Source organism: Streptomyces sp. NPDC094448, assembly GCF_044763775.1.
Taxonomy (GTDB): Bacteria; Actinomycetota; Actinomycetes; order Streptomycetales; family Streptomycetaceae; genus Streptomyces.
The window spans coordinates 258300-281742 of record NZ_JBIWGU010000007.1; the positions used below are offsets into that span (position 1 = coordinate 258300).

The following is a 23443-nucleotide window of genomic DNA, read 5'->3' on the forward strand; positions in this document are numbered from 1 at the left end:
CCATCCGGACCCGACTTCACCCGTTGTCCGAATTGTTACCTATGCTCCATGCCACAGAATTTGAAGGTTCCTTATCTATCCCCGACCCGTACACCCGTGCTACAACAGGTCTAAACCACTCAGTGGTGTAGACCAACAGCGCCCTCGCCCGGCCGGTCCCACTCCCTGAGCTGGGTCGTTGTCGTACCCGTTCCCCTTGAGGCGTCGCCGTCCCCCCTGCCCTGCCGCACGGGCGCCGCCTTGCCCACTGGAGGAAGATCATGTCCACGGCGAGTGCCGCCCCCGCGGCTCAGAAGAAGAAGGGCGCGGGCGCGATGGCTGTCATGCAGCGCATCGGCCGCAGCCTCATGCTGCCGGTCGCGGTGCTGCCCGCCGCCGCGCTGCTGGTCCGCTTCGGCCAGCCCGACATGCTGGGCCGCGAATCGTTCCCGGAGCTGATACAGAAGATCGCCGGATATATGTCGGCGGGCGGCAACGCCCTCCTCGACAATATGCCGCTGCTCTTCGCCGTCGGTATCGCGATCGGTTTCGCCAAGAAGTCGGACGGCTCCACCGCGCTCGCCGCGGTCACGGGCTATCTGGTCTTCAAGAACGTCCTGGCGCAGTTCACCGACAAGAACCTCCCCGAGGTCGCCAAGGTCGTCGACGGCAAGGTCGTGATGACGGATGCGCCGGTGGACGCGAAGGTCCTCGGCGGTGTGGTGATGGGCCTGGTGGTCGCCCTGCTCTACCAGCGGTTCTACCGGACCAAGCTGCCGGACTGGGCCGGCTTCTTCGGCGGCCGCCGTCTGGTGCCGATCCTCTCCGCCTTCGCGGGTCTGATCATCGCGATCGTCATCGGTCTGATCTGGCCGGTCCTCGGCGCCGGTCTGCACAACTTCGGCGAGTGGCTGGTCGGCTCCGGCGCGGCGGGCGCGGGCATCTTCGGTGTCGCCAACCGGGCGCTGATCCCCGTCGGCATGCACCACCTGCTGAACTCCTTCCCGTGGCTCCAGGCCGGTGAGTACGAGGGCAAGAGCGGCGATATCGCACGCTTCCTGGCGGGCGACCCGGACGCCGGACAGTTCATGACCGGCTTCTTCCCGATCATGATGTTCGCGCTGCCCGCGGCCTGTCTGGCGATCGTCCACTGCGCCCGTCCCGAGCGCCGCAAGGTGGTCGGCGGCATGATGTTCTCGCTGGCCCTGACGTCCTTCGTCACCGGTGTCACCGAGCCCATCGAGTTCACGTTCATGTTCATCGCGCCGGTGCTGTACGCGGTCCACGCGGTGCTGACCGGTGTCTCCATGGCCCTCACCTGGGCGCTCGGGATGCGCGACGGCTTCGGATTCTCGGCCGGTGCGATCGACTTCCTGCTGAACCTGGGCATCGCGACCAACCCCTGGGGGCTGGCGCTGGTGGGCCTCTGCTTCGCGGCGGTCTACTACGCGGTCTTCCGCTTCGCGATCACCAAGTTCAATCTGCCGACGCCGGGCCGCGAGTCCGACGCGGAGCTGGCGGAGCTGGAGAAGGCGGAGTCCAAGTAGGACGCGGGCGGGGCGCGGGGGCGACGCTCCCCCTCCCGTACCTCCTGTACGACGGAACGGCCCCGGGCACTCTCGCCCGGGGCCGTTCCCGTGTCCGTACTTCCTGCGGTCCTGCCGTCCTGCGGTCCTGCCGTCCTGCGGTCCTGCGGTTCAGACGGTGTACGAGACTCCTGCCGCGGCCAGCTCGACGCGCCCGCCCGGAAAGGCGCCGCGGGCGTCCGTGAGGTTCCGCTCGGCGTCGGTCCACGGCGGGATATGGGTGAGCAGCAGCCGGCCGACGTCGGCGCGGCGCGCCAGCTCCCCGGCCTCGCGGCCGTTGAGATGGAGGTCCGGGACGTCCTCCTTGCCGTACGTGAACGACGCCTCGCACAGAAAGAGGTCGGCACCGGCCGCAAGCTCGTACAGCGGCTCGCAGGTGCCCGTATCACCGGAGTAGGCCAGGGTCCGGCCACCGTGCTCCAGCCGGACGCCGTACGCCTCGATGGGGTGCGCGACCCGTTCGGCACGGACCGAGAAGGGCCCGATGTCGAAGCTGCCGGACTTCAGGGTGTGGAAGTCGAAGACCTCGCTCATCGCGGAGGGGGACGGCGTGTCCGCGTACGCCGTGGTCAGCCGGGCCTCCGTGCCCTCGGGGCCGTACACCGGGATCGCCGGGCAGCGGCCGCCGTCGTGGCGGTAGTAGCGGGCGACGAAGTACCCGCACATGTCGATGCAGTGGTCGGCATGGAGATGGCTGAGGAAGATCGCGTCGAGGTCGTAGAGACCGATATGGCGCTGCAACTCGCCGAGGGCACCGTTGCCCATGTCGAGGAGCAGCCGGAAGCCGTCGGCCTCGACGAGGTAGCTCGAACAGGCCGAATCCACGGACGGAAACGACCCCGAGCAGCCGACGACGGTGAGCTTCATAGAGCTGGGACCTCCGTTGACGGGGAGGGTGACAGGGGTGTCTGTGCTGTCTGGGCTGTCTGTGCTGAAGGGGCGGCGCACGGCCCCGCGGGACGCGGGGGATGGTCTTGGCCGTGCGGTCCGTCGAGCGTAAAGCGCAAAAGGGGTGCCCGCTCCTCCAGGGCAGGCCGTTGTGGGGGAACTCACCTGGCCTGTCACCGATTCGGACGGCGCGGGGGCGCACGACGGGGCGCGGCCGGGGCGGGCGCCCCGATCCCGGGGGTGCGGTGGGGGGCGCGTGTACCTCCGGGTGGTGGTGCGAGGCGGTACGGCCACCGGTCAGGGGGCCGGGATCCGGGGGTGTGGGTGCGGCTCCCGTGCGGGGCCGGGCGCCGATCGGTACGGTCGAGGCGTGAACTCGTGGTGGTGGCCGTATCTGGCCGGGGCCGTGGTCCTGCTCGCGCTGCTGGTGGCGGTGGTCGATGCCCGGGGCCGCGGCGGCCGTACGGGAACAGGCCGGCGCCCGGTCTCCCGCCGCCCATCCGAGGGCCGCCCACCGTCCCGCCCACCGGTCCTGCGGGGCCGCGGCCCGCGCCCCGGCGATATCTGGTGGGCCGACGTGCCCTACGAGGACGGCCCGGGTTCGAAGGACCGCCCCTGCCTGGTCCTCTCGGTCTCCTCGTCCACGGCCCGCGTCGCCAAGATCACCAGCCGCCGCAACGACACCCGCCCGGGGGTGATCCCGCTCCCGCCGGGCACAGTGGGCGACGCCCGCGACCGCCCGAGCTACCTGGAAACGGACGAACTCCGCGACGTCCGCGTCTCGGCGTTCCGCCGGAAGGTGGGGACACTGCCGCCGGAGCTGTGGGGGCGGGTGCGGCACCTGGGCGGCTGACGCCGCCGGATGAGGCTCCGGTGCCTAGGGTGTGACCATGTCACTCAGCTCCATAACCCTCGCGTCCGGCCGGTCCGTCGACCTCACCGAGCTGCGGATGGCGTCGACGTACGGCGGCTTTCTGGAGGGCTATCCGTGCCGGCGCATCAACGACATGAAGACCAGGAGCCTCCTGCTCCGGGCCGAGCAGGCCTTCCCGCAGGTGCCGGTCCATCCGGTCCCGCCCGCACTTGACTACCCGGACATGGAAGGGGGCGCGTTCGGGCCGGTCGAGGTCCTGCCGCCGGTCATGTGCACCGGGCTCTTCAGCTCCGCACCGGTCTCCCCCGCTCATGACCCGGTGCTGTACCGGTCCGCGCTCGTCGTCGTGTGGTTCCAGCACATCCCGTCCGTTCCGGCGGGCGACGACGCCGACCCCGCCCTCCGTGACATCCGGTGGGCGGAGCTGGCGCGGGACGACGAACTCTGACGGGCGCGCCCGGGGCCGTCACACGGGCGGGGTGCCGGGCGGTGACTTCGGGGTCGGCTTCGGCGGGTGCGGGCCGGGGTCCGGGGGGAGCTGGGGTTTGGGCTTGGCGTGCTTGCCCAGCTCCAGCTTCCGGCGCGTGAGCCGGTAGATCCCGAGAGGCGGGAAGAGGACGACGCGGGGCGGGCAGTTGGCGAGGGCGCACGCCGCGCAGAGGAGGTCACGGCCGGTGGCGGTGGTCCGGGAGACCGTTACCGGCTCGCACCAGCAGGCTTCGCAGTGAGTGACATCGGTGGGACTGCACCGGAAGTCGATGCTGAGGATCATGCCGGGTCTCCGGGAGCGGTGAGGGCGTCGAGGATGTGCTCGGGGCAGGTGAGATGCCCGGGGTGGACTTCGACGGGCGCGGTGGTGCGGCGCCCGCAGATCCGGCATTCGGCGTTGGGCGGCTTGAGCAGCGGGCGCAGAAGCCCCTCCCGGGTCACCGGATCCACGTCCAAGCGGGCCCGGGCCGGACGGCCCGTACGGCGACGGGCCGCGGAAAGCGGAGCCCGTTCCGCGCGACGATCAGCCGCCGGGCCCCGGGCGGCGCGACGGTCCCCGTGGCGGTGGCGGTGGCCCGCTGCCGGAGGATCTCCTGCGCCTCGGCTTGAGAGGGGCTGGTCCAGGGGCGCGTCCACGGATCGACAGCGGGACTCGGTCGTACGAGGACGATCACCAGAGGCCGCCGCCTGCGACGAAGGCTGAGGAAAGTCCGTAACCGGGCGAGCAGCGCGACGATAAGGTTTCGCATACGACGGATCAACTCCTTGTGTGAGCTGGCCGGTTGAGCCCCGAATGGACCGGTGGTGCGGTCCTTCGGGGCGCTTTCGTGTACGTGGGCTTTGGGTGGTCCCGGCCCCGCGCCGGGGGTCGCTTACGGAGCCGGGACCGTTTCCCGTACGCGGGGCATTTGGGGCTGCGGCGCGTACGGGAGCCTTCAGCGCCCGGCGCGCTGGGGGATCTTGCGCGGGGCGGGGCACTCGGGGTGCGCGTAGAGGGAGGGCCGCGCGCCGGACGCGGAGAACCCGAGCATGACGAGGTTCTCCTCGGAACGCTCGACGGGTCGGTCGCAGTAGACGCAGTACTCGGGAGGCGGACCAGGTACGGAATCGGGGCCGCCGATCATGGCCGGGCCTCCGACGGCGAGTCCCGGTCGGGGCAGACCGCAGCGCCACAGCGACACGGTGGCCACGTCAGCGCGGACCGGATCAGCGGCGGCGGTGAGCAGTGGTCGGCGGCAACCACGCCCCACTTGCGCGCCGACTGTTGATCGGGGAACCCTCCGAGGGAGGCCGCGGCGACGTCGGCAGGGGGCAGCTCGTCGGGCGGCGCGGAGCGGCCGTGGGTAGGGTGAGGCATGTCGTCAACTCCTGGTTGATGGCCACGCCCCCGGACCGGTACGACGGTCGCGGGGGTCCTGTATGTCCGTCAGGATGCCGACATGGAAGGGCCGGAACTATCAGGGATTACTGATAGCTCCGGCCGTAACCTCGCGCTGGGTCACATACCCAGCCAGGTACCGAAAGCGCTGAACGCCTGCGGCATGGAACGCTTCGACGACTCCAATCCCCGATAGGTCTCACGGACCGTGGAGTGGTACCGGGTCTGTTGGGGCGCGATCTCGCGTGCCGACTGGAGGTTCTTGAACGCCGCCTTGGTGTGTCCGGTCCACATCTGTGCGCGTGCTACCTCGGCGTGGTGGTGGGCGAGCCTGGACGGCGGCCACCGGTCCGGGATGGCGATCTCCTCGGCCGACCGCACGGCTTCCGGGTAGAGGTCCAGCTCGGCGAGCACGCTCACGCGATGGACGCCCACGTTGGTGGGCCCGAACGACAACCAGTACTCCTTCTCGGCAGGCCCGGTCCGCAGCGCGATCCGCTCGGCCTCCTGGAGATGCCCTTCGGCCGACTCGCGGTCCTTCTTCCGCCCTGCCAGCACGGCCGCGCCCAGGTGCAACTGACCACGTACGACATCCAGCTCGCGCCCGGAGTCCGCTTGGTCGAGCCGCAGCATGCCCAGGTCGACGAGCCGCCGACCGCGCTCGTAGTTGCCGGCCCGCAGATAGGCCAGGGCCCGGAAGTACTGCCGCATTCCGCCCAGGATCGGGTCGGACGCGCGCTCAGAAGCCCATTCCATCCGGTCGAGGGCGACGGTGCACAGGTCGTAATAGCCGAGTTTGGTCGTGACGTCGTAGGCTGTTCGGTAGGTACTCGCGAGCCGTGCCCAGCTCCGGGTGCCTGACCCTGTGTGTGCGACGGCCGTCGCCTCGTAGATCAGCCCCGGTAGTTCGGCTGCGGCCTTCTTGATGTTCCCGGCCCTTACCATCGCGCACAGGGCCTCGGCGTGCGCCGAAAGCTCTGTCTCCGGCCGCGGCGGCACACCGGAGTCCTGCCACAGGTCATAGGCATCCAGTGCCTCACGGATCGGGTCTATCAACGCGTCGAGCTGGTCGCGCCGCAGTTCGTCGATGTACGGCTGTCCGGAAAGGTCGGTGACGGACACGGACAGGGCACGTGCCAGTGCGCCGAGCACCGAAGGGCTGACGGGAAGAATCCCCTGCTCGATCTTGGTAACGGTGCTGTACGAGACGTTGGCGCGGCTGGCCAGCTCTCGCTGCGTCAGATGGCGGATCTTTCGGGTATGGGCAATGCGGGCGCCGGTGTGGATCGGCTTGCTTGGCGACATATGCGTCTCCAGTTCTGCATCGACACAGGAAACGGTATCCGTACGCCGCCCCCACCGGTTCCAACTCCGTTGATGTGCCTACCCGAACCCGACACTTCGCGGCGCGACCGGGGAGCGACCGTCAGAGCCTTGGCCCCGCGGCGCTGGACGGCAGTCCCAGCTTGACCGCCAGTTCCGAGGCCCTCCGGCGGCGGGAGGGGCTCCGGCTCTCGGTCTCTTCCATAACGATCGCCTTGGCATAGCCGTTGTACTTGATGGTCTCGGACGCGGCCTCGTGGGCGCGGGACAGGGTCGCCAGCGCGGCGTCCGGCTGGCCGTCGAGCTGATAGCCGCGCGCCTCTTCGATCCGGTGGCGGGCCCGGCGGGGCCGGGAGGGAATGGGCACAGCGTCGGACGCCACCGCCTGCCGGACCGCCTCCCCTGCCTGACGCAGTTCGACGGCGACCGTGACAGCGTGGGCGCCCATGATCGCGCGGGAGAAGCTGGTGACCGGATGGAAGTACGTCTCCGGCAGGCGGCGGGCCATGGCATCGGCCCGGTCCCAGCACCGCCAGGCCGTACCGGTATCACTGCGACGAGCAGCCGTGTACCCCGCTTCAAAAGTGAGGGCGCCGGCGATGGCGAGGACATCGTCCGCGGCATCGGGAAGCAACGGCTCCAGATAGTCGAGGGCGGCAGTGGTGACGGCATCGGCGGCGTCGAAGTGGGCCGGACCCTCGTCACGGTGGGCCTGCGCGCTCAGCCAGGCCGCCACTCCGATGGTGTGCGGGTCCTCGGACTCCTGCGCGGCAACCATGCCGCGTTCGGCCACTCGCCACAGCAGGGCTGCATCCGGTTGGTAGGCGATGAAGAACTGGGAGAGTGAGTAGACCTCGGACAACACAGCCTGAGCGGAACGTCGTTCGGTGGCCGAGCCCGCCTGGCGTGCCGCCGATTGTGCGTCACGGATGAGTTCCGGCAGGAGAGCCCCCACCACTTCGCGGTGTTCGGGAGAGGAGTGCCGCGCCGCCCAGGCCCGCGCGAGCCGGGCCGTCAGATGGGCGGTCGGGGGCGTTTCGCGATCGGCACCCAATGTCAGCGCGTCGACCGCCGCCCGTACGGCACTGAGCCGAGGATGCCCTGGTCCGGCGAAGAGTTCCACGCTGACGGACTGGTCTCCGGTCAGCTCCGAAAGGTCCCGCAACCGCAGTATCTCTGCGAGTCGGAGGACCACGTCCAGCTTCGGCGTCTTCAGCCGCCCCGTCTCCAACGCCTTCACCCATGAGCCGGTCCGGCCCATCAGCCCGCCGAGTTGGTCGCGGGTCAGTCCCTTGCGGGTACGGAGGATCTGGAGGCGCTGACCGAAGGCGAGCGGGTCGGCGTACGGGTCCGGGACGGCACGAGGTGACACGGCCTTGCCTCTCCTCTGAGCAGCAACAGCACGACTCCGTCAGGGTAAGAGGAACAGCGTGGCACTCGCGGGTGTTATGCACGTGCTCATCCGCATGAGAGCAGCGGAGCAGCCGCGTCCTAAGGTGCGAGGAAGGCACAGACTTGAGAAACCACCTGTCGCTGCCAGATCCGGGTCTGCGGTTCGGCGTAGCTCGGATCGTCGTGGACAGCGAAGCCGTGCTGGGCGCCCTCCAACTCCATCAGCTCTGCGCCACCGCCGAAGAGGGGCCGGAAGCGCCGGGAGGATTCGACGGGGACGAAGGTGTCGCCGGTCCCGTGGACCATGAGCACGGGGGCACGGACTTCGGCTGCGATGGACTCGGCGTCAAGGTGGAAAACCTCATTGAGGAGGGCCCTGCCCAGGGCGAAGGGGCTGTGGTCCGTGAAGCCACGTTCGTCGAGTGACCGGGCGCTGTCGGGGGTGAGGCGGTCGCCGGACCAGCCCAGGCCCGGGGTGACGTAGCGTTCCTTGTAGTCGAGCCGGGGGTTGAGCAGGACCAGCTTGTCGACGCTATCTGGTCGACGGGCCGCGTGCAGCGCGGCGGCGCCTCCCGCGAACGACGCCGCGATCACATGGACAGGTCCGCTGCGTCCAGTGTGTTCGTTGACATGCTCACCAGCCGAGCGAACATCGTTGGCCACAGCGGCGATCGTCAGTTCCTCTTCACGGCCCTCGCTGCTGCCGTGAGCGCGCAGATCGAACCGGAGGCTGGCCACACCGGCCTCCGCAAGGGCAATGGCGAGGCGGGTGAAGAACCCGCCCTCCTCCCGCGTGACGCCCGACCCGTGAACCAGCACAACCGCACCGGCGAATGATCCCCCGGCGGGCAGGAAAGTGCCGGACAGAGCTGTACCGTCCAACGCCCGGAACGTGGTCTCCTGGTCCATGGACCGAGGCTACTCACCAGCCCTGCGACGTACCGGTAACGCAACGCGGCGGCATGAATCTCCAGGTCCGAAAACTGGCAACAGCCCTTGAAGGAGGCAACACGTGCTCTTGGACGGTGAGAGCTGGAGTCGCCGGTTCGCAGAGATCGGACGCGAAGCATGGCGGCTCGAAACCCTCCCGCAGTATCTCGTACCGCAGGAAACCGAGGACTTCTCGGCCTTCCGCGAGGGCAGGCCACCGACTCCCTATACGGATTCCGCGTACACCGAGCGGGTCCGGCGTCAGCGAACCGAGGGGAAGCGCAACGGTCGCGTGCACATCGTGACGCGACCACTCTCCGACTACCTGCGGTTCGAGTTCAGCCGCTACTACACCGTGCACGTCCGGGCGGGTGACGACATTCGCATCCTCGACGTGACCCATCGGCCGAACCCTCTTGAGGGGGTCCAGGACTTCTGGATGTTCGACCGGTCGGAAGTAGTCCTCATGAACTATGCGGCGGACGGGACGCAGATCAACCGCGAGGTCTTCGGGGGCGACGTTTCCCGGTTCATCGAGTACCAGCGCATCGCGATCGCGGAGTCGGTGCCCTTCGAGGAGTACGTGAGCAGCGGCCATCCCGCCTGACCGGCTTGACCGGTCCGGGCCGGAACCGGACTCCGGGCGCAAGAAAAACGGCGGGCCCGGCGCGACGACGCGCCGGGCCGGTAAGGGTCCCGCAGGCTACGCCCAGAGCTGGCCCTGCAGCGTTTCGATCGCCGCCTCCGTCGTCTCCGCCGTGTAGACGCCCGTCGACAGGTACTTCCAGCCGCCGTCCGCGACCACGAACACGATGTCCGCGCTCTCGCCCGCCTTCACCGCCTTCTTCGCCACCCCGATCGCCGCATGGAGCGCGGCGCCCGTGGAGATGCCCGCGAAGATGCCCTCCTGCTGGAGGAGTTCGCGGGTGCGGCGGACCGCGTCCGCCGAGCCGACCGAGAAGCGGGTGGTGAGGACGGAGGCGTCGTACAGCTCGGGGACGAAGCCCTCGTCCAGGTTGCGCAGGCCGTAGACCAGGTCGTCGTAGCGCGGTTCGGCCGCGACGATGGAGACGTCCGGGACGTTTTCGCGGAGGTAGCGGCCGACCCCCATCAGGGTGCCGGTGGTGCCGAGGCCGGCCACGAAATGGGTAATGGACGGGAGGTCGGCGAGGATCTCCGGGCCCGTCGTGGCGTAGTGGGCGCCCGCGTTCGCCGGATTGCCGTACTGATAGAGCATCACCCAGTCCGGGTGCTCCGCCGCCAGTTCCTTCGCGATCCGGACAGCGGTGTTGGAGCCCCCGGCCGCCGGGGAGGAGATGATCTCGGCTCCCCACATCGCCAGCAGTGCACGGCGTTCGTCGCTGGTGTTCTCCGGCATGACGCAGACGATGCGGTAGCCCTTGAGGCGGGCCGCCATCGCCAGCGAGATGCCGGTGTTCCCGGAGGTCGGTTCCAGGATGGTGCATCCGGGGGTGAGCCGGCCGTCCTTCTCCGCCTGTTCGATCATATGGAGCGCGGGGCGGTCCTTGATGGAACCGGTCGGGTTGCGGTCCTCCAGCTTGGCCCAGATGCGGACCTCGTCGGAGGGGGACAGCCGGGCCAGCCGGACCAGCGGCGTATTGCCGACGGCGGCGAGTGGGGAGTCGTAACGCATCGCCGGTCAGCGCATTCCGCCGGCGACCGCCGGGAGGATGGTGACGCTGTCGCCGTCGGCGAGCTTGGTCGCGATGCCGTCGATGAACCGGACGTCCTCGTCGTTCAGGTAGACGTTCACGAAGCGGCGGAGCTGGTCGCCGTTCTCCTTGTCCACGATGCGGGCCTGGATGCCCGCGTGCCGGGTGTCGAGGTCGGCGAAAAGCTCGGCGAGGGTGTCCCCGTTGCCCTCGACGGCCTTCTCGCCGTCGGTGTACGTACGCAGGATGGTCGGAATGCGGACCTCGATGGCCATGGGGTGGACTCCAGTCGGCTGGCGTGGCGGCGGGGACGCGGCTCGGCTCCCCGCCGAAGCGGCTCGGGCGGTGCGGATCGGGTGCGCCGGGCTGGCCGGCGGCGGTGCAGCGGTGCGGTGGTACGGCGGTGCTCAGGACACGCTCAGAGGCGCGGGCTCCGGCCCGCTCGGGTACACATCGCGCTGGCGAGACGGCACAGGTCGACATGGAGCCGCGCGACGAGCAGCACGGCGCCGCTCTGCGTCTTGTCACTCATGTCGTGGAGAACCATGCGGTCATCGTACCGATTCCCGTCCCCGGGACCGGAATGTGATCTCGCATCGCGGAATGGATCCGCTCACCTGGTGGTCATGGCCTCCTGGAGGTCGGGCGGGAGGTAGGTGATCGTGGGCGCCCCGGTCCTGGGGTGGACGGCGACCTCGGCGTCCACCCCGTACACCTCGGAGAGCAGCGAAGGCGTGAGCACCTCCCCCGGCGGGCCCGAGGCGACGATCCGGCCGGCCTGGAGGACGTGGATCCGGTCGCAGTAGTACGCCGCCAGATTGAGATCGTGCAGCGCGAGCAGGGCGGTCGCGCCCAGGCTCCGGACCAGGGCCAGGATCTCCCACTGGTATCGGATGTCGAGATGGTTCGTGGGCTCGTCGAGGACGAGCAGCGCGGGGTCCTGGAGCAGGGCGCGGGCCACCAGCGCCCGCTGCCGCTCGCCGCCGGAGAGCGACGGGAACGGCCGGTGGGCGAGGTCCCCGATGCCCAGACGGTCCAGGGCCTCGTCGGCCGCCCGGCCGTCCGCGGCGGTGTCGGCCTCCCAGAACCGCTTGTGCGGCGCCCGGCCCATGAGCACGATCTCGCGGACGGTCAGCTCGAACTCCGGACGGCTGTCCTGCGGTACGGTCGCGACCCGCCGCGCCCGTTCCTTGGGCCCGAGGGCGAGCAGGTCCGTGCCGTCGAGGCCGATGCTTCCGGCGGTGGGGCGCAGGGTTCCGTACACACAGCGGAGCAGGGTGGTCTTGCCGCTGCCGTTGGGGCCGACCAGTCCCGCGGTCTCGCCGGGGCGGATGTCCAGATCCGCGCCGTCGAGCAGGAGCCGGCCCGTATCGGTGGCGTACGAGAGTCCCCGTACGGTCAGTTCGGCGGCGGTCGTCGTCACGCCGGGGCTCCTTCCGTGCCGTCGACCGAGCGGCGGCGCATCAGCCAGAGGAACAGCGGTCCGCCGATGAGCGCGGTGAGCACCCCGACGGGTACGTCCTGCGGGGCGGCGACGGTACGGGCCGCGAGGTCGGCCACCACCAGGGCGACCGCCCCGCCGAGCGCGGCCACCGGCAGCAGCGCCCGGTGTGCCGCGCCGACCAGCATGCGGGCGGCGTGCGGGACCATCAGACCGATGAAGCCGACCGCGCCGCTCGCCGCCACCAGCACCGCCGTCACCAGCGAGACCAGGACGAAGGCGGCGGCCCGGAAGCGGGCCACGTCCAGGCCGAGTACGGTCGCCCCCTCCTCCCCCACCAGCAGCAGGTCCAGCGGCCTGGCGAGGGTGAGCAGCAGCGGCAGGGTGAGGCCGACGACGGCGGTCGGCAGCCAGACCGAATCCCAGCGGGCGCTGCCCAGGCCGCCGAGCGACCAGTACAGCGCCTCGCGGAAGTGCTCCGGCCGGGCCGACGCGACCAGGACCAGCGTGGTCAGGGCGGTGAAGACGTAGCTGATGGTGACCCCGGCGAGCACCAGCCGGGTGCCCGTCATCCCGCCGCCGTGCCGCGCCAGCCCGTACACCAGCAGAAATGCGGCGAGGGAGCCCGCGAAGGCGCCCGCGGGCAGGGCGACGGCGGTGGTCGTGCCGATGCCGAGGACCAGGACGAGGACCGCGCCGGTGGACGCCCCGGAGGAGATCCCGAGGAGGAACGGGTCGGCGAGCCGGTTCCGTACCAGGGCCTGGAGGACCGTGCCGACGACACCGAGACCGGCGCCGACGACCACTCCGAGGAGGACCCGGGGCAGCCGGACGTCCAGGACGATCGTTCGGAAGGGGCTCGGTTCGGCGCCCGGCAGCAGGGCCGCGACGACCTCGCGGGGCGGGATGCGTACGGAGCCGAGCGCGAGCGCCGCGAGGACCGCGGCGGCCAGGGCGACGAACAGCCCGGCCGTCACGGCCCCGAACCGGAGCCGGGAGGCGGCGGGACTTGCGGCGTCCGTCCCCTGCCCGGCCCCCGCCGGCGCGAGGAGGCGCTTCATCGGGCGATCTGCGGGGCCAGCTTGGCGATCGCGTCGGGCGCGCGGACACCGAGGACCGCGTCCGAGAGCGGAAGGACGGCGAACCTCTTGTTCCGGATCGCCGGTACGTCCTTCAGCGCCGGGTCACTGAGCAGCTTCCGCTTCTTCTGCTCCAGGCTGGTCGCCCCGTAGTCGTAGATCACGATCACCTCGGGCTTGCGGGCCACGACCTGCTCCCAGGTCGCGTCGCCGAAGCTCTTGGGGATATCGGCGAAGACGTTCCGGCCGCCCGCGCGGCTGATCAGCTCATTGCCGATGCCCTTGCCGCCGACGGTGAACGCGGTCTTGTCGCCGCTGTCGTAGACGAAGACGGGGACCGGCGCGGTCTGCGTCCTCTTCAGCTCGGCGGCGGTCTTCGCGACGGACGCCTTCGAGTCGGCGATCCACTTCTGCGCCCGGTCGGCGACGCCGAAGGTCCGGCCGACCTCGTCGATCTCGCGGTACACGTCGTCGAGAGTGGTCCGCTTCTCGGTGCAGTACTCCAGGTTGAGCCGGGTGTCGATGCCCGACTTCTTCAGCTCGTCGCGGGTGCGGCCGTCCTTGGCCTCGAAGGCGCTGGCGTAGCCGCCGTAGACGAAGTCGGGGTTCGCGGCGAGGAGCTTCTCCTTGGACGGGTACTCCTTGGCGACGACCGGGATCGCGTCGTAGGCCTTCCGGTAGCGCGGGAGCACCTGGTCGTCGAGGTACGCGGTGCCGACCAGGGACTTCTCCAGGCCCAGTTCCAGCATGATCTCGGTGACGTGCTGGTTCATGGTGACGGCCCGCTTCGGGGGCGCCTGGTAGGTGGTCTTCACCCCGCAGTTGTCGACGGTGTACGGGAAGCCGGGCGCGGCCGCGGCCTTCCCGCCGTCCTTGCCGGAGCCCGAACCGCCGGAGCCGCAGGCGGTGAGGGCGAGCGGGAGCAGGGCGGCGGCGGTGACCGCGAGGGCGGTACGACGGCGTGCGCCGGTACGGACTCCGTCGGTACGGCGGGCGCCGGTACGGCGTCCGGTCGTGCCGCGTCCGGGTATGCGCGTGGACATGCGTGGGTCCTCCTCCGGGGATCCGCGTCCCCTGGGTCATGGGAGAAGGGCGATGGGTCAGTTCCTGACTGACGGCCGCGGGACGGCACGCGGGGTGCGTGCACGTGTCAGCGGCCGGTCACAGTGGCGGGACCGCGCCGGATTCGCACCGGCTTCCTGGGTCCCACCGCCCCGTATGGAGTTGGGGCGCCGCACGGGCGCTGCGGGTCAGTATGCCTGGACGACCCGGACTTCCTCCTCGGTGACCTCTCCTTCGACGATCCGGAACGAGCGGAACTGGAAGGGGCCCGCGTCGTCGGTATCGGCGGTGGAGACCAGGACGTAGTGCGCGCCGGGCTCGTTGGCGTAGGTGATGTCGGTACGCGACGGGTACGCCTCGGTCGCCGTGTGCGAGTGGTAGATGATCACCGGCTCTTCGTCGTTGTCGTCCAGCTCGCGGTAGAGCTTCAGCAGATCGCCGGAGTCGAACTCGTAGAACGTGGGCGAACGGGCCGCGTTCAGCATGGGGATGAAACGTTCCGGCCGGCCGCTGCCCTCGGGGCCCGCGACCATGCCGCACGCCTCGTCGGGGTGGTCGGCTCGGGCGTGCGCGACGATCCGGTCGTACAGATCCTGGGTGAGGGTCAGCATGCGGATCAGGATAAGCGCGGACCGTCCGGACGGCGGAAGGTCCGGCCCCTGCCGTATCACGGCGTGGACCGGACCTTCTCGGATGCCGGACGGCGGGCGGGTGGGGCAGGCAGCCGCCCTCCCGCCGTCCGGCACGTCAGGGGGCCGGAGCCCCGGCCGTGGCACGCTCAGGGGCCGGGCCCCGGCGGCCGTACCGTCAGCGCTTGGCGAAGGCCGCGCCCTCCGGGTTCTTCGAGCGGAGGACGAGGTAGGAGACCCCGAGCACCAGCGCCCACAGCGGGGCCACGTACAGGGAGATCCGGGCGTCCTTGTCGATGCCCATCAGCACGATGACCATGCCGATGAACGCCAGCGCGAACCAGCTCGTCCAGGGCGCGCCGGGCGCCTTGAAGGAGGATTCGGCGACCTCGCCGCGCGCCGCCTTGGCCCGGTAGCGGATATGGCTGACCAGGATCATGATCCAGGCCCACATACCGGAGATGGTGGCAAAGGAGACGATCTTGTTGAAGGCGTCGCCGGGCCACTGGTAGTTGATCCACACGCCGATCAGCATCAGGCCCGCGGAGAAGGTGGTGCCGATCAGCGGGGTGCCGTGCTTGGTCAGCCGGGTGAAGAGCTTCGGGCCCTGGCTGTTGAGCGCGAGGTCGCGCAGCATCCGGCCGGTGGAGTACATGCCGGAGTTGCAGGACGACAGGGCCGCGGTGAGCACGACGAAGTTGACGATGCCCGCGCCGATCTGGAGGCCCATCTGGTCGAAGGCGGCGACGAACGGCGAGACGCCCGGCCGGAAGTTGGTCCAGGAGACGACCGACAGGATCATGATCAGGGCGCCGACGTAGAAGACGGCGATCCGCCACGGCACGGTGTTGATGGCCTTGGGGAGGGTCTTCTCCGGGTCCTTGGACTCACCGGCGGTGACGCCGACCAGCTCGACCGCGAGGAAGGCGAACATCACGATCTGGAGGGTCATCAGGGTGCCGCCGAGGCCCTTGGGGAAGAAGCCGCCGTCGCTCCAGAGGAGGGAGAAGGAGGCGGTGTCCCCGGCGTCGGTGAAGCCGAGCGTGATGATGCCCGCGCAGATCAGGATCATGCCGACGATGGCGGTCACCTTCACCATGGAGAACCAGAACTCCAGCTCCCCGAAGATCTTCACCGAGATCAGGTTGGCGAGGTAGAGGACGATGGTGAAGCCCAGGGCCGAGATCCACTGCGGGAGGTCGAACCAGTACGTCATGTACTCGGCCGCCGCGGTGACCTCGGTCATCCCGGTGACCACCCAGAACAGCCAGTACGTCCAGCCGGTGGCGAAACCCGCGAAGGGGCCGACGAACTCCCGCGCGTACTCGGAGAACGAGCCCGAGACGGGCCGGTACATCAGCAGTTCGCCCAGTGCCCGCATGATGAAGAAGATGACCACGCCCGCGATGGCGTAGGCGAGGATGAGGCTGGGCCCGGCCTTGGAGATGCCCTTGCCCGCGCCGAGGAAGAGGCCGGTTCCGATGGCACCGCCGATGGCGATCATCTGGATCTGCCGGGCACCGAGTGCCCGGTGGTAGCCCTGGTCCTCGACGGTGGCCGCCGGGGCTTTCGTACCGACCGATCCGCCGGATCCGCCCGGTCCGCCCGGTCCGCCCGGTCCGCCCTTGGGATCGTCGTCGACCTGCACCGAGGTCATAGCTGCTGCGCCCTTCTCTCCATGCCGATCCGCGATCCGTCCCGCCCTCCGGCGATTCGGCTGCGGATCAGTTCCTGATCCCCCCGGATATGGATGGAGTGCCACCGGCGGTCCGCCGGCAAAAGCGCCCCCAGGAGCATGGGTGGCGCCCCTGGTGGTCGTGAAGATTTATCACGGTTGCTCCAGAGATCAATCCGCTGCGTTGTGGCACATCGCACAGAAACAACCGGACAAACATTACTTTGCCGGGCGTATTACCCCAGGCAGGTAACGCGATCGTTATTCGGATTTGAGTGTCCGTTGAGCGAACAATCGAACGGACGGGCGGGCCTCGGCCGTGCGGGGCGCACCGGGGGCCGGGGTCTTCGGCGGGCAGCGCGACGCCCCGGGGCCGGGCGGCCGCCGGGGCGTCAGGAGCAGTGGTACGGAGGGGAGGTCAGGGCAGCAGCGTGCCGACGAGCGTCTCCTGGAGGACCCCCAGCCAGAGGTACGCCATCACCATCGGCTTGCGCGGATCGTCGTCGGGGAGGTGGTAGAGCCCGCCGCCCTCGGCGCCCTCCTCGTCGTCCTGCTCGCTGATCTCCAGCCGGGTGCCGATCGTCAGCCGCAGGTCGTTGAGGGCGCAGAGCCACTGCCGGCACTCGTCCGGGGTCAGTTTCAGCAGGGCGGTGGATCCGCCGCCCGTGTCGAGTCCGTCGAGCGCGCGGACGACGGCGAGCGCATTGGCCCGTTTGCCCGCCCGCAGGTCGTTCTCGGTGAAGCGGCGGAACTCGGCGGACGCGGCGCGCCGCTCCTCGTCGGTCATCGCGGGTCCGGAACCGGAGCCGGGGCCCGTACCGGGGCCGTCGCCCGCATCCCTGCCGACGTCCGGGCCGCTGTACGCGTCCGGGAACAGCCGGGCGAGCGCGGGGTCGGCCGGCGGTTCACTCGGCCCCTCCGCGAACAGCGCCGCCAGCGGGTCCTCGCCCTCGACGGGCTCATCACCCGGTCCGATCAGCTCCAGCATCTGCACCGCGAGGGAGCGCAGGATGGAGACCTCGACCTCGTCGAGGTCGATGGCCGCGCCGCCGCCGGGAACCGGCTCGAAGGGACCCGGCATCAGGTGCGGTCCTGGGAGAGGGTCGCCCACAGGCCGTACCCGTGCATGGCCTGCACATCGCGCTCCATCTCCTCGCGGCTGCCGCTGGAGACCACGGCGCGTCCCTTGTGGTGGACGTCGAGCATCAATTTGCGCGCCTTGTCCTTGGAGTATCCGAAGTACGCCTGGAAGACATAGGTGACGTAGCTCATCAGATTCACGGGGTCGTTGTGGACGAGCGTCACCCACGGCACGTCGGGCTCGGGAACGGCGAAACTCTGCTCCGCCGATTCGGGGCGTTCGATCTCAGTGGGAGCAACACTCACCTGATCCATGCTGCCACCCGGGGGCGCCGCGTGCATAAACGGCTCCCATTTCGTCAGAGTGACGAAATGTGGGGTAGCATCCACGCCAGAACAGGATCGCCCGTGCCGTAACGGGCGTCCGACGCGCGCATCCCTCGTACCGCGGCCGGCGGGGCGGGGCGCAGAAAGCATGAGGTCGAACTCTTGTGAACACCGCTGACCTGGGGCTCCCGGTGGATGTCCCCTCCACGGCCCTCTTCACCGACCAGTACGAGTTCACGATGCTCCAGGCCGCGCTGCGGGCGGGTACCGCGCACCGCCGCTCCGTCTTCGAGGTCTTCACCCGGCGGCTGCCCGAGGGGCGGCGGTACGGGGTGGTCGCGGGCACCGGACGGGTACTGGACGCGGTCGCGAACTTCCGCTTCGACGCCGATGTCATCGCGTTCCTGCGCGAGCAGGACATCGTGGACTCCGCGACCCTGGACTGGCTGGCCTCGTACCGCTTCAGCGGCGACATCCAGGGCTATCCGGAGGGCGAGGTCTACTTCCCCGGCTCCCCGATCCTGCGGGTCGAGGGCACCTTCGCCGAGTGCGTGCTGCTGGAGACGGTGATCCTCTCCATCCTCAACCACGATTCGGCCATCGCGGCGGCCGCGTCGCGGATGGCGACGGCGGCGGGCGGCCGGAAGCTGATCGAAATGGGCGCGCGCCGCACCCATGAGCTGGCGGCGGTGGCCGCGTCCCGCGCCGCGTACGTCGGCGGCTTCGACTCCACCTCCGATCTGGCGGCCGGGTTCCGGTACGGGATCCCCACGGTCGGCACCAGCGCCCACGCCTTCACCCTGCTGCACGACAGCGAGCGCGACGCCTTCCGGGCGCAGGTCGACTCCCTGGGGCGGGGGACGACGCTGCTGGTCGACACCTACGACGTGGCCGAGGCCGTCCGTACGGCGGTGGAGATCGCCGGACCCGAGCTGGGTGCGGTACGCATCGACTCCGGGGATCTGCTGCTGGTCGCCCACCGGGTGCGGCAGCAGCTCGACGAGCTGGGCGCCCGGCACACCCGGATCACCGTCACCTCCGATCTGGACGAGTACGCGATCGCCTCGCTGGCGGCGGCGCCGGTGGACGCGTACGGGGTGGGCACCCAGCTCGTCACCGGCAGCGGGCACCCCACCTGCTCCATGGTCTACAAGCTGGTCGCACGGGCCCGGGGCGAGGGGCCGGACGCGCCGCTGGAGCCGGTGGCGAAGAAGTCCGTGGGCGGAAAGGCGTCGGTCGGCGGGCGCAAGTGGGCCGCCCGGCGACCGGACGCTGAGGGCGTCGCCGAGGCGGAGGTCGTGGGCACCGGACCGGTGCCGGACGAGCTGGTCCACCACCAGCTGCTGGTGGAGCTGGTACGGGGTGGGGAGATCGTGGCCCGGGAGCCGCTGGACGTGGCGCGGGAACGACACCGGGCGGCGCGCGGCGGGCTGCCGATGTCCGCGACGCAGCTGTCGCGGGGCGAGCCGGTGCTGCCGACGGAGTACCGCTGAGGGGTACGCCTGGCCGAGGGGCACGGCTGAGGGGCATGGCTAAGGGGCACGCCCGGAGCGCATCGGCGTGAAAGGCGGGGCCCGGGGGGTGTGAAGACCGGTGCGGCGGGGACGCTTCGGACAGGGGGCACCGCGCGAACCGCCCGGCCCCGGCGCCCGCGCCCGTGCCCGTACGTCCTGTCCGTACGACGGCGTACGCCGCCCGGCGAGCCGCCCTGGTCCGTACGGCGCCCCGAGTACCCCGACCCCGAAACCGGCCGCCCCGGCCCGGCCACCACCGCCCGCTACCCGTCCCCACTGCTCCTCGTCCCCACCGCTCCTCGTCCCGAAAGGCACCCGTCATGCGCCGCGCACTGATCGTCGTCGATGTCCAGAACGATTTCTGCGAGGGCGGCAGCCTCGCGGTGGCCGGAGGTGCGCACGTAGCGGCGGGGATCACCGAACTGATCGGGCAGAGCACGGCGGGCTACCGCCATGTGGTGGCCACCCGTGACCACCACATCGACCCGGGCGACCACTTCTCCGACACACCCGACTACGAGACGTCGTGGCCGGTCCACTGCGTCGCGGGCACCGAGGGCGCCGGCTTCCACCCGAACTTCGCGCCCGCGGTGGCCTCCGGCGCCGTCGAGGCCGTCTTCGACAAGGGCGCCTACGCCGCCGCGTACAGCGGTTTCGAGGGTGCGGACGAGAACGGCATGGGGCTCGCGGCCTGGCTGCGGGAGCACGGGGTCACCGAGGTCGACGTGGTGGGCGTCGCCACGGACCACTGTGTCCGGGCGACCGCGCTCGATGCCGCGAAGGAAGGTTTCACCACCCGGGTGCTGCTGGACCTCACCGCGGCCGTCTCGAAGGAGCGGACGGCGTGGGTGCTGCCGGAGCTGCGGGAGGCCGGGGTCGAGCTGACGGGCGAGCCCGTCGCGTAACCCTCCCGCCGGACCGGCGTCAGCCGCACCTCTGGCGACGGGCCGGGGGTCGGGCCCGGCGGCGGCCTCCTGCCGGACCGGGGTCAGCCGCACCCCTCCCGAGAGCCGGGGATCGGGCCCGGCGGCGGCCTCCCACCGGAACGGAGTCAGCCGCACCCCTCCCGAGAGCCGGGGATCGGGCCCGGCGGCGGCCTCCCACCGGAACGGGTCAGGCCCAGCGGTTCCGCAGCGGGCTGGAGCGGAAGGGGTGCCAGAGCGCGGGCGCCGGGGCCTCGTGGAGCCGCCAGAGCAGGCCGTCCGGGTGGTGGAGCACCGCCGTGATCTCATCCGGCGTGGGCGGTTCCGCGTTGCCCCGCAGATAGACCGCGCGGAGCCCCAGATTCCGCAGCCGGGTCAGGGCGCGGGCGCGGTTCGCCGCATGCACCAGAAAGCGGGCGGCGCTGCCGTCGCCGAGTGGGCTGGGCAGGCTGACAGCGACGACGACGGTGCCGTTCGGGAGTCTGCTGAAACCTCCGCCGGACATGGTGTACCACTCCCCCGTGGATCGGTCGGCCGGGCTGGTCGGGCCCGGGTGTCAATAAGAGGCGGTCACCACGCACCTAAACACGATCGGCCGCCGCCCGCTAGAGGGCGACGGCCGATCATGCTTTGACCTGCGGTTTCACAAATTATTTGGTCGACGGACCGACCTTCACCGTGATCGTTTCGCCGCTGCGCGGCTCCTTCACGATCGAGATCTTGGTGTTGGTGTCAGTAACCTTCACGCTGCCCGTCGGATTCTCCGCGTACCAGTAGACGCCCTTGCGGTCGTCGAAGACGCTCCGGCCGGGACGGGACGGGATCTTCGTCGGCACGCCGGCCTTGTGGAGGGTGACGGCGTCGTACGGCCGGGTCGAGAACGTCGAGTCGAAGGACTGGATCCGGTTGCGCATCAGCGTACCGTCGGACCACCGCAGCGGTTCGGGATTCGCGTCGATCGGCAGGATCCGGCCCGCGCCCGGGTGCACCCCGGTGTTGTTGTCCAGCTGGAAGGTGTCCCAGTACCAGATCATCAGTCCGTTCTGGTACGGGAAGTGTTCCACCCAGCGGTTCCTCGGCGCGGGGAAGCCGAAGTTGTACGGGCCGATCTCCAGCCCCTTGTCGTACGAGACGTACTGGCGGTTCTCCGCGATGTAGTACTGCTCGTAGTCCTTGGTGATGGACTCGCCGATCCGGCTGAAACCGGCCTTCGTCCAGCCCGCGTCGTCGGTCTCGGCACCGTCGCTGAAGAGCGGCGCGCCGTCCGCCGTGACGGTGATCGCGTCCGCGGTGAAGCCCTTCTCCGCGGTCGCGCCGTCCGTCCGGTACTGGAAGCGGAGGCCTATCTTCTGCCCGGCGTAGGCGTCCAGCGGGAAGACCAGGGAGCGGTGCGCGCCCGAACGCCCGGTCAGGGCGGGCTTGTCGCCCGCGTCCCGGGTGATCGGCCGGCCGTCGGCGGTCCCGTCGATCGCGTTCCAGGTGGCCCCGTTGTCCGTGGAGACCTCGGTGTAGAGGTAGTCGTAACCGGCTTCGATCTGCCACCAGGCCGACAGGCTCAGCGACGCGGACGACTTGCCGGTCAGATCGACGGTCCGGGTGAGGGTGTTGCGCAGGTCGTCGCCCATATCGCTCCACCACTGGCGGCTGCCGTCGGCGGGGTTGACGACCGGGGTGGTGCCGGGCTTCTTCGGCAGTTCGACGATCAGCGCCTGCGGCCGCTTGGTGTTGTAGGCCTGGACCCCGAGGGTGTGCACGGAGTCGGTGGCCGCCTTGGCCTTGGTGTAGTTGAGCCACCCGAGCTGGAGCTTGTCCCAGGCGGTCATATCGCCGGGCAGGTCGCCGATGGCGTTCTTGCCACGGCCCAGCCAGGAGCCGGAGGACATCAGGCTCCAGAAGCCGGTGGAGTTCTCGCCGCGCCCGGAGTAGTCGTACAGGTCGGGGAGGCCGAGGTCGTGGCCGTACTCATGGGCGAAGACGCCGAGTCCGCCGTTCTCCGGCTGGACCGTGTAGTCACCGACCCAGATACCGGTGGTGCCGATCTGGGCGCCGCCGGCCTTGTTGTTCCCGGGGCCGGTGCGGCCGCTGTCGTCGCCGTAGGCGTACCAGCGGTGGGCCCAGATGGCGTCGGTGCCCTGGGCGCCGCCGCCCGCGGACTCGTCCTCGCCCGCGTGCACGAACTGGAAGTGGTCGATATAGCCGTCGGACTCGTTGAAGTTGCCGTCGTTGTCGAAGTCGTAGCGGTCCCAGACGTCGTACTGCCGGAGGTCCGCGGTGATCTGCTCGTCGGTGCGGCCGCGCGCCTTCTGGTCGGCGACCCAGGCGTTGACGCCGTCACGCACCGCGTCCCAGACGTTCTTGCAGTTGCTCTCACCGCAGTAGTTGGAGCCGTAGCGGGCCTCGTTCCACTCGACCTTGACCCAGTCGGAGACCGTACCGTCGACGGAGTAACGCCCGGACGACGCCTTCTCGAAGTACGTCTTCACCGACTGCTTGGGCTGCCCCTGGGCGTCCTTGCCGGTGCCGAAGTAGAGGTCCTGGAAGTGGGCGCGGTTGTAGTCGGCCTTCCAGTCGGTGGCATTGTCCTTGGTACGGTCCGGCTCTTTGATCGTGTTGTGCAGCGGGCCGGGGGTACCGCCGTACTGCTTGACCGGCGGCTGGGGGCCCTCGGGCCCGTCGGGGTCGTACATCGTGGTGTCGTCGACCTTGTCGCCGAACTCCACCAGGATCGTGAAGATCTTGTCGGTCTTCTCCCGGCCCAGCTCGACGTACTTGCCCTTGTCGAGCCTGACGACCTTCGACGCACCGCGCTGCTCGACCGTCGACTCACCGCTGATGACCTGTTCGAGTGCGGTCTCGCGCTGCTGGGCCTGCTGTTTGCTGAAGGGCCCGTCGAGATCGTGGTCCACATGATCCTTGCCGGGCGCCGGGTCCCGGCGCTGGACGTCCGCGGCCGGGGATGCGGCAGCCGCGGCGGACACGGTGGACCCGGCCGGCCGGGCCGAGCCGTCCTCCGCCTGCGCGGTGCCGTAAGCCGAGACCGTGGCGGCCGTCGCGGCGAGCGCGACGACGACCGCGGAGGCCCTGAAGGACCGGCCGCGGCCGTTTCTGGTGGTGGTCACGTGAGCGAATTCCTCCCCCGCGCCCCGACGCCGCGGATCCGATGGGATGGGTGGGGCCGTCCGGGCGGGGGTCGCGCGTCAA

General features: G+C 70.1%; 26 protein-coding genes and 1 riboswitch. Of the genes, 6 read left to right on the forward strand and 20 right to left on the reverse strand.

Annotated elements, in window-relative coordinates; genetic code table 11:
* The first annotated feature begins 260 nt into the window (after positions 1-260).
* Positions 261-1526 carry a PTS transporter subunit EIIC gene (locus tag ACIQ9E_RS15880; RefSeq protein WP_403707189.1) on the forward strand — a complete coding sequence of 422 codons (1266 nt, stop codon included), beginning with the start codon at positions 261-263 and terminating at the stop codon, positions 1524-1526.
* Positions 1527-1676: 150 nt separating this feature from the next.
* Here the strand turns inward: ACIQ9E_RS15880 and ACIQ9E_RS15885 are convergent, their stop codons facing one another.
* On the reverse strand, positions 1677-2432 hold the full coding sequence (locus ACIQ9E_RS15885; RefSeq protein WP_403707191.1) for an MBL fold metallo-hydrolase: 756 nt from the start codon (positions 2430-2432) through the stop codon (positions 1677-1679).
* Between the two features lie 391 nt (positions 2433-2823).
* Here ACIQ9E_RS15885 and ACIQ9E_RS15890 point away from each other — a divergent pair, with 391 nt between their 5' ends.
* Both ACIQ9E_RS15890 and ACIQ9E_RS15895 read left to right on the forward strand, forming a co-directional pair.
* Positions 2824-3306 (forward strand): type II toxin-antitoxin system PemK/MazF family toxin, encoded by a 483-nt coding sequence (locus tag ACIQ9E_RS15890; protein WP_403707193.1) that lies wholly within the window; start codon positions 2824-2826, stop codon positions 3304-3306.
* 37 nt (positions 3307-3343) lie between these two features.
* On the forward strand, positions 3344-3775 hold the full coding sequence (locus tag ACIQ9E_RS15895) for a hypothetical protein (protein ID WP_403707195.1): 432 nt from the start codon (positions 3344-3346) through the stop codon (positions 3773-3775).
* A gap of 18 nt (positions 3776-3793) precedes the next feature.
* Here ACIQ9E_RS15895 and ACIQ9E_RS15900 read toward each other — a convergent pair whose 3' ends face one another.
* The 7 genes from ACIQ9E_RS15900 to ACIQ9E_RS15930 all read right to left on the reverse strand — a co-directional run bounded on the left by ACIQ9E_RS15900 (position 3794) and on the right by ACIQ9E_RS15930 (position 8728).
* Entirely contained in the window at positions 3794-4099 is a 306-nt protein-coding gene (locus ACIQ9E_RS15900) for a hypothetical protein (RefSeq protein WP_403707197.1), read from the reverse strand.
* Entirely contained in the window at positions 4096-4257 is a 162-nt protein-coding gene (locus ACIQ9E_RS15905; RefSeq protein ID WP_403707199.1) for a hypothetical protein, read from the reverse strand. The genes ACIQ9E_RS15900 and ACIQ9E_RS15905 overlap by 4 nt, the downstream gene beginning before the upstream one ends.
* Positions 4254-4565, reverse strand: a complete 312-nt coding sequence (locus ACIQ9E_RS15910) for a hypothetical protein (protein WP_403707201.1) — start codon at positions 4563-4565, stop codon at positions 4254-4256. Before ACIQ9E_RS15910 ends, ACIQ9E_RS15905 begins: the two co-directional genes overlap by 4 nt.
* 186 nt (positions 4566-4751) lie before the next feature.
* Positions 4752-5006, reverse strand: a complete 255-nt coding sequence (locus ACIQ9E_RS15915; RefSeq protein ID WP_403707202.1) for a hypothetical protein — start codon at positions 5004-5006, stop codon at positions 4752-4754.
* A 308-nt stretch (positions 5007-5314) separates the two neighbouring features.
* On the reverse strand, positions 5315-6499 hold the full coding sequence (locus tag ACIQ9E_RS15920) for a helix-turn-helix domain-containing protein (protein ID WP_403707204.1): 1185 nt from the start codon (positions 6497-6499) through the stop codon (positions 5315-5317).
* Between the two features lie 121 nt (positions 6500-6620).
* Positions 6621-7889: a helix-turn-helix domain-containing protein gene (locus tag ACIQ9E_RS15925; protein WP_403707206.1), complete on the reverse strand. Its 1269-nt coding sequence runs from the start codon at positions 7887-7889 to the stop codon at positions 6621-6623.
* 119 nt (positions 7890-8008) lie between these two features.
* Positions 8009-8728 carry an alpha/beta hydrolase gene (locus ACIQ9E_RS15930; protein WP_403707424.1) on the reverse strand — a complete coding sequence of 240 codons (720 nt, stop codon included), beginning with the start codon at positions 8726-8728 and terminating at the stop codon, positions 8009-8011.
* A gap of 193 nt (positions 8729-8921) precedes the next feature.
* Here ACIQ9E_RS15930 and ACIQ9E_RS15935 point away from each other — a divergent pair, with 193 nt between their 5' ends.
* Positions 8922-9446, forward strand: a complete 525-nt coding sequence (locus tag ACIQ9E_RS15935) for a DUF6879 family protein (RefSeq protein WP_403707208.1) — start codon at positions 8922-8924, stop codon at positions 9444-9446.
* A gap of 96 nt (positions 9447-9542) precedes the next feature.
* Here ACIQ9E_RS15935 and ACIQ9E_RS15940 read toward each other — a convergent pair whose 3' ends face one another.
* The 10 genes from ACIQ9E_RS15940 to clpS all read right to left on the reverse strand — a co-directional run bounded on the left by ACIQ9E_RS15940 (position 9543) and on the right by clpS (position 17793).
* Positions 9543-10493 carry a PLP-dependent cysteine synthase family protein gene (locus ACIQ9E_RS15940; protein ID WP_403707209.1) on the reverse strand — a complete coding sequence of 317 codons (951 nt, stop codon included), beginning with the start codon at positions 10491-10493 and terminating at the stop codon, positions 9543-9545.
* Between the two features lie 6 nt (positions 10494-10499).
* Positions 10500-10787 carry a MoaD/ThiS family protein gene (locus ACIQ9E_RS15945; protein ID WP_006349098.1) on the reverse strand — a complete coding sequence of 96 codons (288 nt, stop codon included), beginning with the start codon at positions 10785-10787 and terminating at the stop codon, positions 10500-10502.
* Positions 10788-10930: 143 nt separating this feature from the next.
* Positions 10931-11059: a putative leader peptide gene (locus ACIQ9E_RS15950; protein WP_366255800.1), complete on the reverse strand. Its 129-nt coding sequence runs from the start codon at positions 11057-11059 to the stop codon at positions 10931-10933.
* 66 nt (positions 11060-11125) lie between these two features.
* Entirely contained in the window at positions 11126-11935 is an 810-nt protein-coding gene (locus ACIQ9E_RS15955; protein WP_403707211.1) for an ABC transporter ATP-binding protein, read from the reverse strand.
* Positions 11932-13014, reverse strand: a complete 1083-nt coding sequence (locus ACIQ9E_RS15960) for a FecCD family ABC transporter permease (RefSeq protein ID WP_403707213.1) — start codon at positions 13012-13014, stop codon at positions 11932-11934. The genes ACIQ9E_RS15955 and ACIQ9E_RS15960 overlap by 4 nt, the downstream gene beginning before the upstream one ends.
* Positions 13011-14075 (reverse strand): ABC transporter substrate-binding protein, encoded by a 1065-nt coding sequence (locus ACIQ9E_RS15965; protein WP_403707215.1) that lies wholly within the window; start codon positions 14073-14075, stop codon positions 13011-13013. The genes ACIQ9E_RS15960 and ACIQ9E_RS15965 overlap by 4 nt, the downstream gene beginning before the upstream one ends.
* Positions 14076-14133: 58 nt before the next feature.
* A riboswitch (cobalamin riboswitch) is annotated at positions 14134-14234 on the reverse strand.
* Positions 14235-14282: 48 nt separating this feature from the next.
* Positions 14283-14705: a M67 family metallopeptidase gene (locus ACIQ9E_RS15970; protein ID WP_366255807.1), complete on the reverse strand. Its 423-nt coding sequence runs from the start codon at positions 14703-14705 to the stop codon at positions 14283-14285.
* A gap of 196 nt (positions 14706-14901) precedes the next feature.
* Positions 14902-16380 (reverse strand): amino acid permease, encoded by a 1479-nt coding sequence (locus tag ACIQ9E_RS15975; protein ID WP_403707217.1) that lies wholly within the window; start codon positions 16378-16380, stop codon positions 14902-14904.
* Between the two features lie 436 nt (positions 16381-16816).
* Positions 16817-17479, reverse strand: a complete 663-nt coding sequence (locus ACIQ9E_RS15980) for a DUF2017 domain-containing protein (RefSeq protein ID WP_403707219.1) — start codon at positions 17477-17479, stop codon at positions 16817-16819.
* The gene (clpS, locus tag ACIQ9E_RS15985) at positions 17479-17793 is read right to left on the reverse strand and encodes an ATP-dependent Clp protease adapter ClpS (protein WP_403707221.1); all 315 of its coding nucleotides are present in this window, start codon (positions 17791-17793) and stop codon (positions 17479-17481) included. Before clpS ends, ACIQ9E_RS15980 begins: the two co-directional genes overlap by 1 nt.
* Before the next feature lie 176 nt (positions 17794-17969).
* Between clpS and ACIQ9E_RS15990 the strand changes: the two genes are divergently transcribed.
* Complete coding sequence (locus ACIQ9E_RS15990) at positions 17970-19298, forward strand: nicotinate phosphoribosyltransferase (RefSeq protein WP_403707222.1); 1329 nt, start codon at positions 17970-17972, stop codon at positions 19296-19298.
* 341 nt (positions 19299-19639) lie between these two features.
* Entirely contained in the window at positions 19640-20224 is a 585-nt protein-coding gene (locus ACIQ9E_RS15995) for an isochorismatase family protein (RefSeq protein WP_403707224.1), read from the forward strand.
* 208 nt (positions 20225-20432) lie between these two features.
* Here ACIQ9E_RS15995 and ACIQ9E_RS16000 read toward each other — a convergent pair whose 3' ends face one another.
* Entirely contained in the window at positions 20433-20747 is a 315-nt protein-coding gene (locus tag ACIQ9E_RS16000; protein ID WP_006349087.1) for a hypothetical protein, read from the reverse strand.
* A 145-nt stretch (positions 20748-20892) separates the two neighbouring features.
* Complete coding sequence (locus ACIQ9E_RS16005; protein WP_403707226.1) at positions 20893-23361, reverse strand: immune inhibitor A domain-containing protein; 2469 nt, start codon at positions 23359-23361, stop codon at positions 20893-20895.
* Between the last annotated feature and the right edge of the window lie 82 nt (positions 23362-23443).

Bases quoted from the DNA above. Each gene is read 5' to 3' on its own strand.
- ACIQ9E_RS15880 (WP_403707189.1), top strand. From the start codon at position 261: ATGTCCACGGCGAGTGCCGCCCCCGCGGCTCAGAAGAAGAAGGGCGCG.
- ACIQ9E_RS15885 (WP_403707191.1), bottom strand. From the start codon at position 2,432: ATGAAGCTCACCGTCGTCGGCTGCTCGGGGTCGTTTCCGTCCGTGGAT.
- ACIQ9E_RS15895 (WP_403707195.1), top strand. From the start codon at position 3,344: ATGTCACTCAGCTCCATAACCCTCGCGTCCGGCCGGTCCGTCGACCTC.
- ACIQ9E_RS15900 (WP_403707197.1), bottom strand. From the start codon at position 4,099: ATGATCCTCAGCATCGACTTCCGGTGCAGTCCCACCGATGTCACTCAC.
- ACIQ9E_RS15910 (WP_403707201.1), bottom strand. From the start codon at position 4,565: ATGCGAAACCTTATCGTCGCGCTGCTCGCCCGGTTACGGACTTTCCTC.
- ACIQ9E_RS15920 (WP_403707204.1), bottom strand. From the start codon at position 6,499: ATGTCGCCAAGCAAGCCGATCCACACCGGCGCCCGCATTGCCCATACC.
- ACIQ9E_RS15940 (WP_403707209.1), bottom strand. From the start codon at position 10,493: ATGCGTTACGACTCCCCACTCGCCGCCGTCGGCAATACGCCGCTGGTC.
- ACIQ9E_RS15945 (WP_006349098.1), bottom strand. From the start codon at position 10,787: ATGGCCATCGAGGTCCGCATTCCGACCATCCTGCGTACGTACACCGAC.
- ACIQ9E_RS15950 (WP_366255800.1), bottom strand. From the start codon at position 11,059: ATGGTTCTCCACGACATGAGTGACAAGACGCAGAGCGGCGCCGTGCTG.
- ACIQ9E_RS15960 (WP_403707213.1), bottom strand. From the start codon at position 13,014: ATGAAGCGCCTCCTCGCGCCGGCGGGGGCCGGGCAGGGGACGGACGCC.
- ACIQ9E_RS15965 (WP_403707215.1), bottom strand. From the start codon at position 14,075: ATGTCCACGCGCATACCCGGACGCGGCACGACCGGACGCCGTACCGGC.
- ACIQ9E_RS15970 (WP_366255807.1), bottom strand. From the start codon at position 14,705: ATGCTGACCCTCACCCAGGATCTGTACGACCGGATCGTCGCGCACGCC.
- ACIQ9E_RS15975 (WP_403707217.1), bottom strand. From the start codon at position 16,380: ATGACCTCGGTGCAGGTCGACGACGATCCCAAGGGCGGACCGGGCGGA.
- ACIQ9E_RS15980 (WP_403707219.1), bottom strand. From the start codon at position 17,479: ATGCCGGGTCCCTTCGAGCCGGTTCCCGGCGGCGGCGCGGCCATCGAC.
- clpS (WP_403707221.1), bottom strand. From the start codon at position 17,793: ATGGATCAGGTGAGTGTTGCTCCCACTGAGATCGAACGCCCCGAATCG.
- ACIQ9E_RS15995 (WP_403707224.1), top strand. From the start codon at position 19,640: ATGCGCCGCGCACTGATCGTCGTCGATGTCCAGAACGATTTCTGCGAG.
- ACIQ9E_RS16000 (WP_006349087.1), bottom strand. From the start codon at position 20,747: ATGTCCGGCGGAGGTTTCAGCAGACTCCCGAACGGCACCGTCGTCGTC.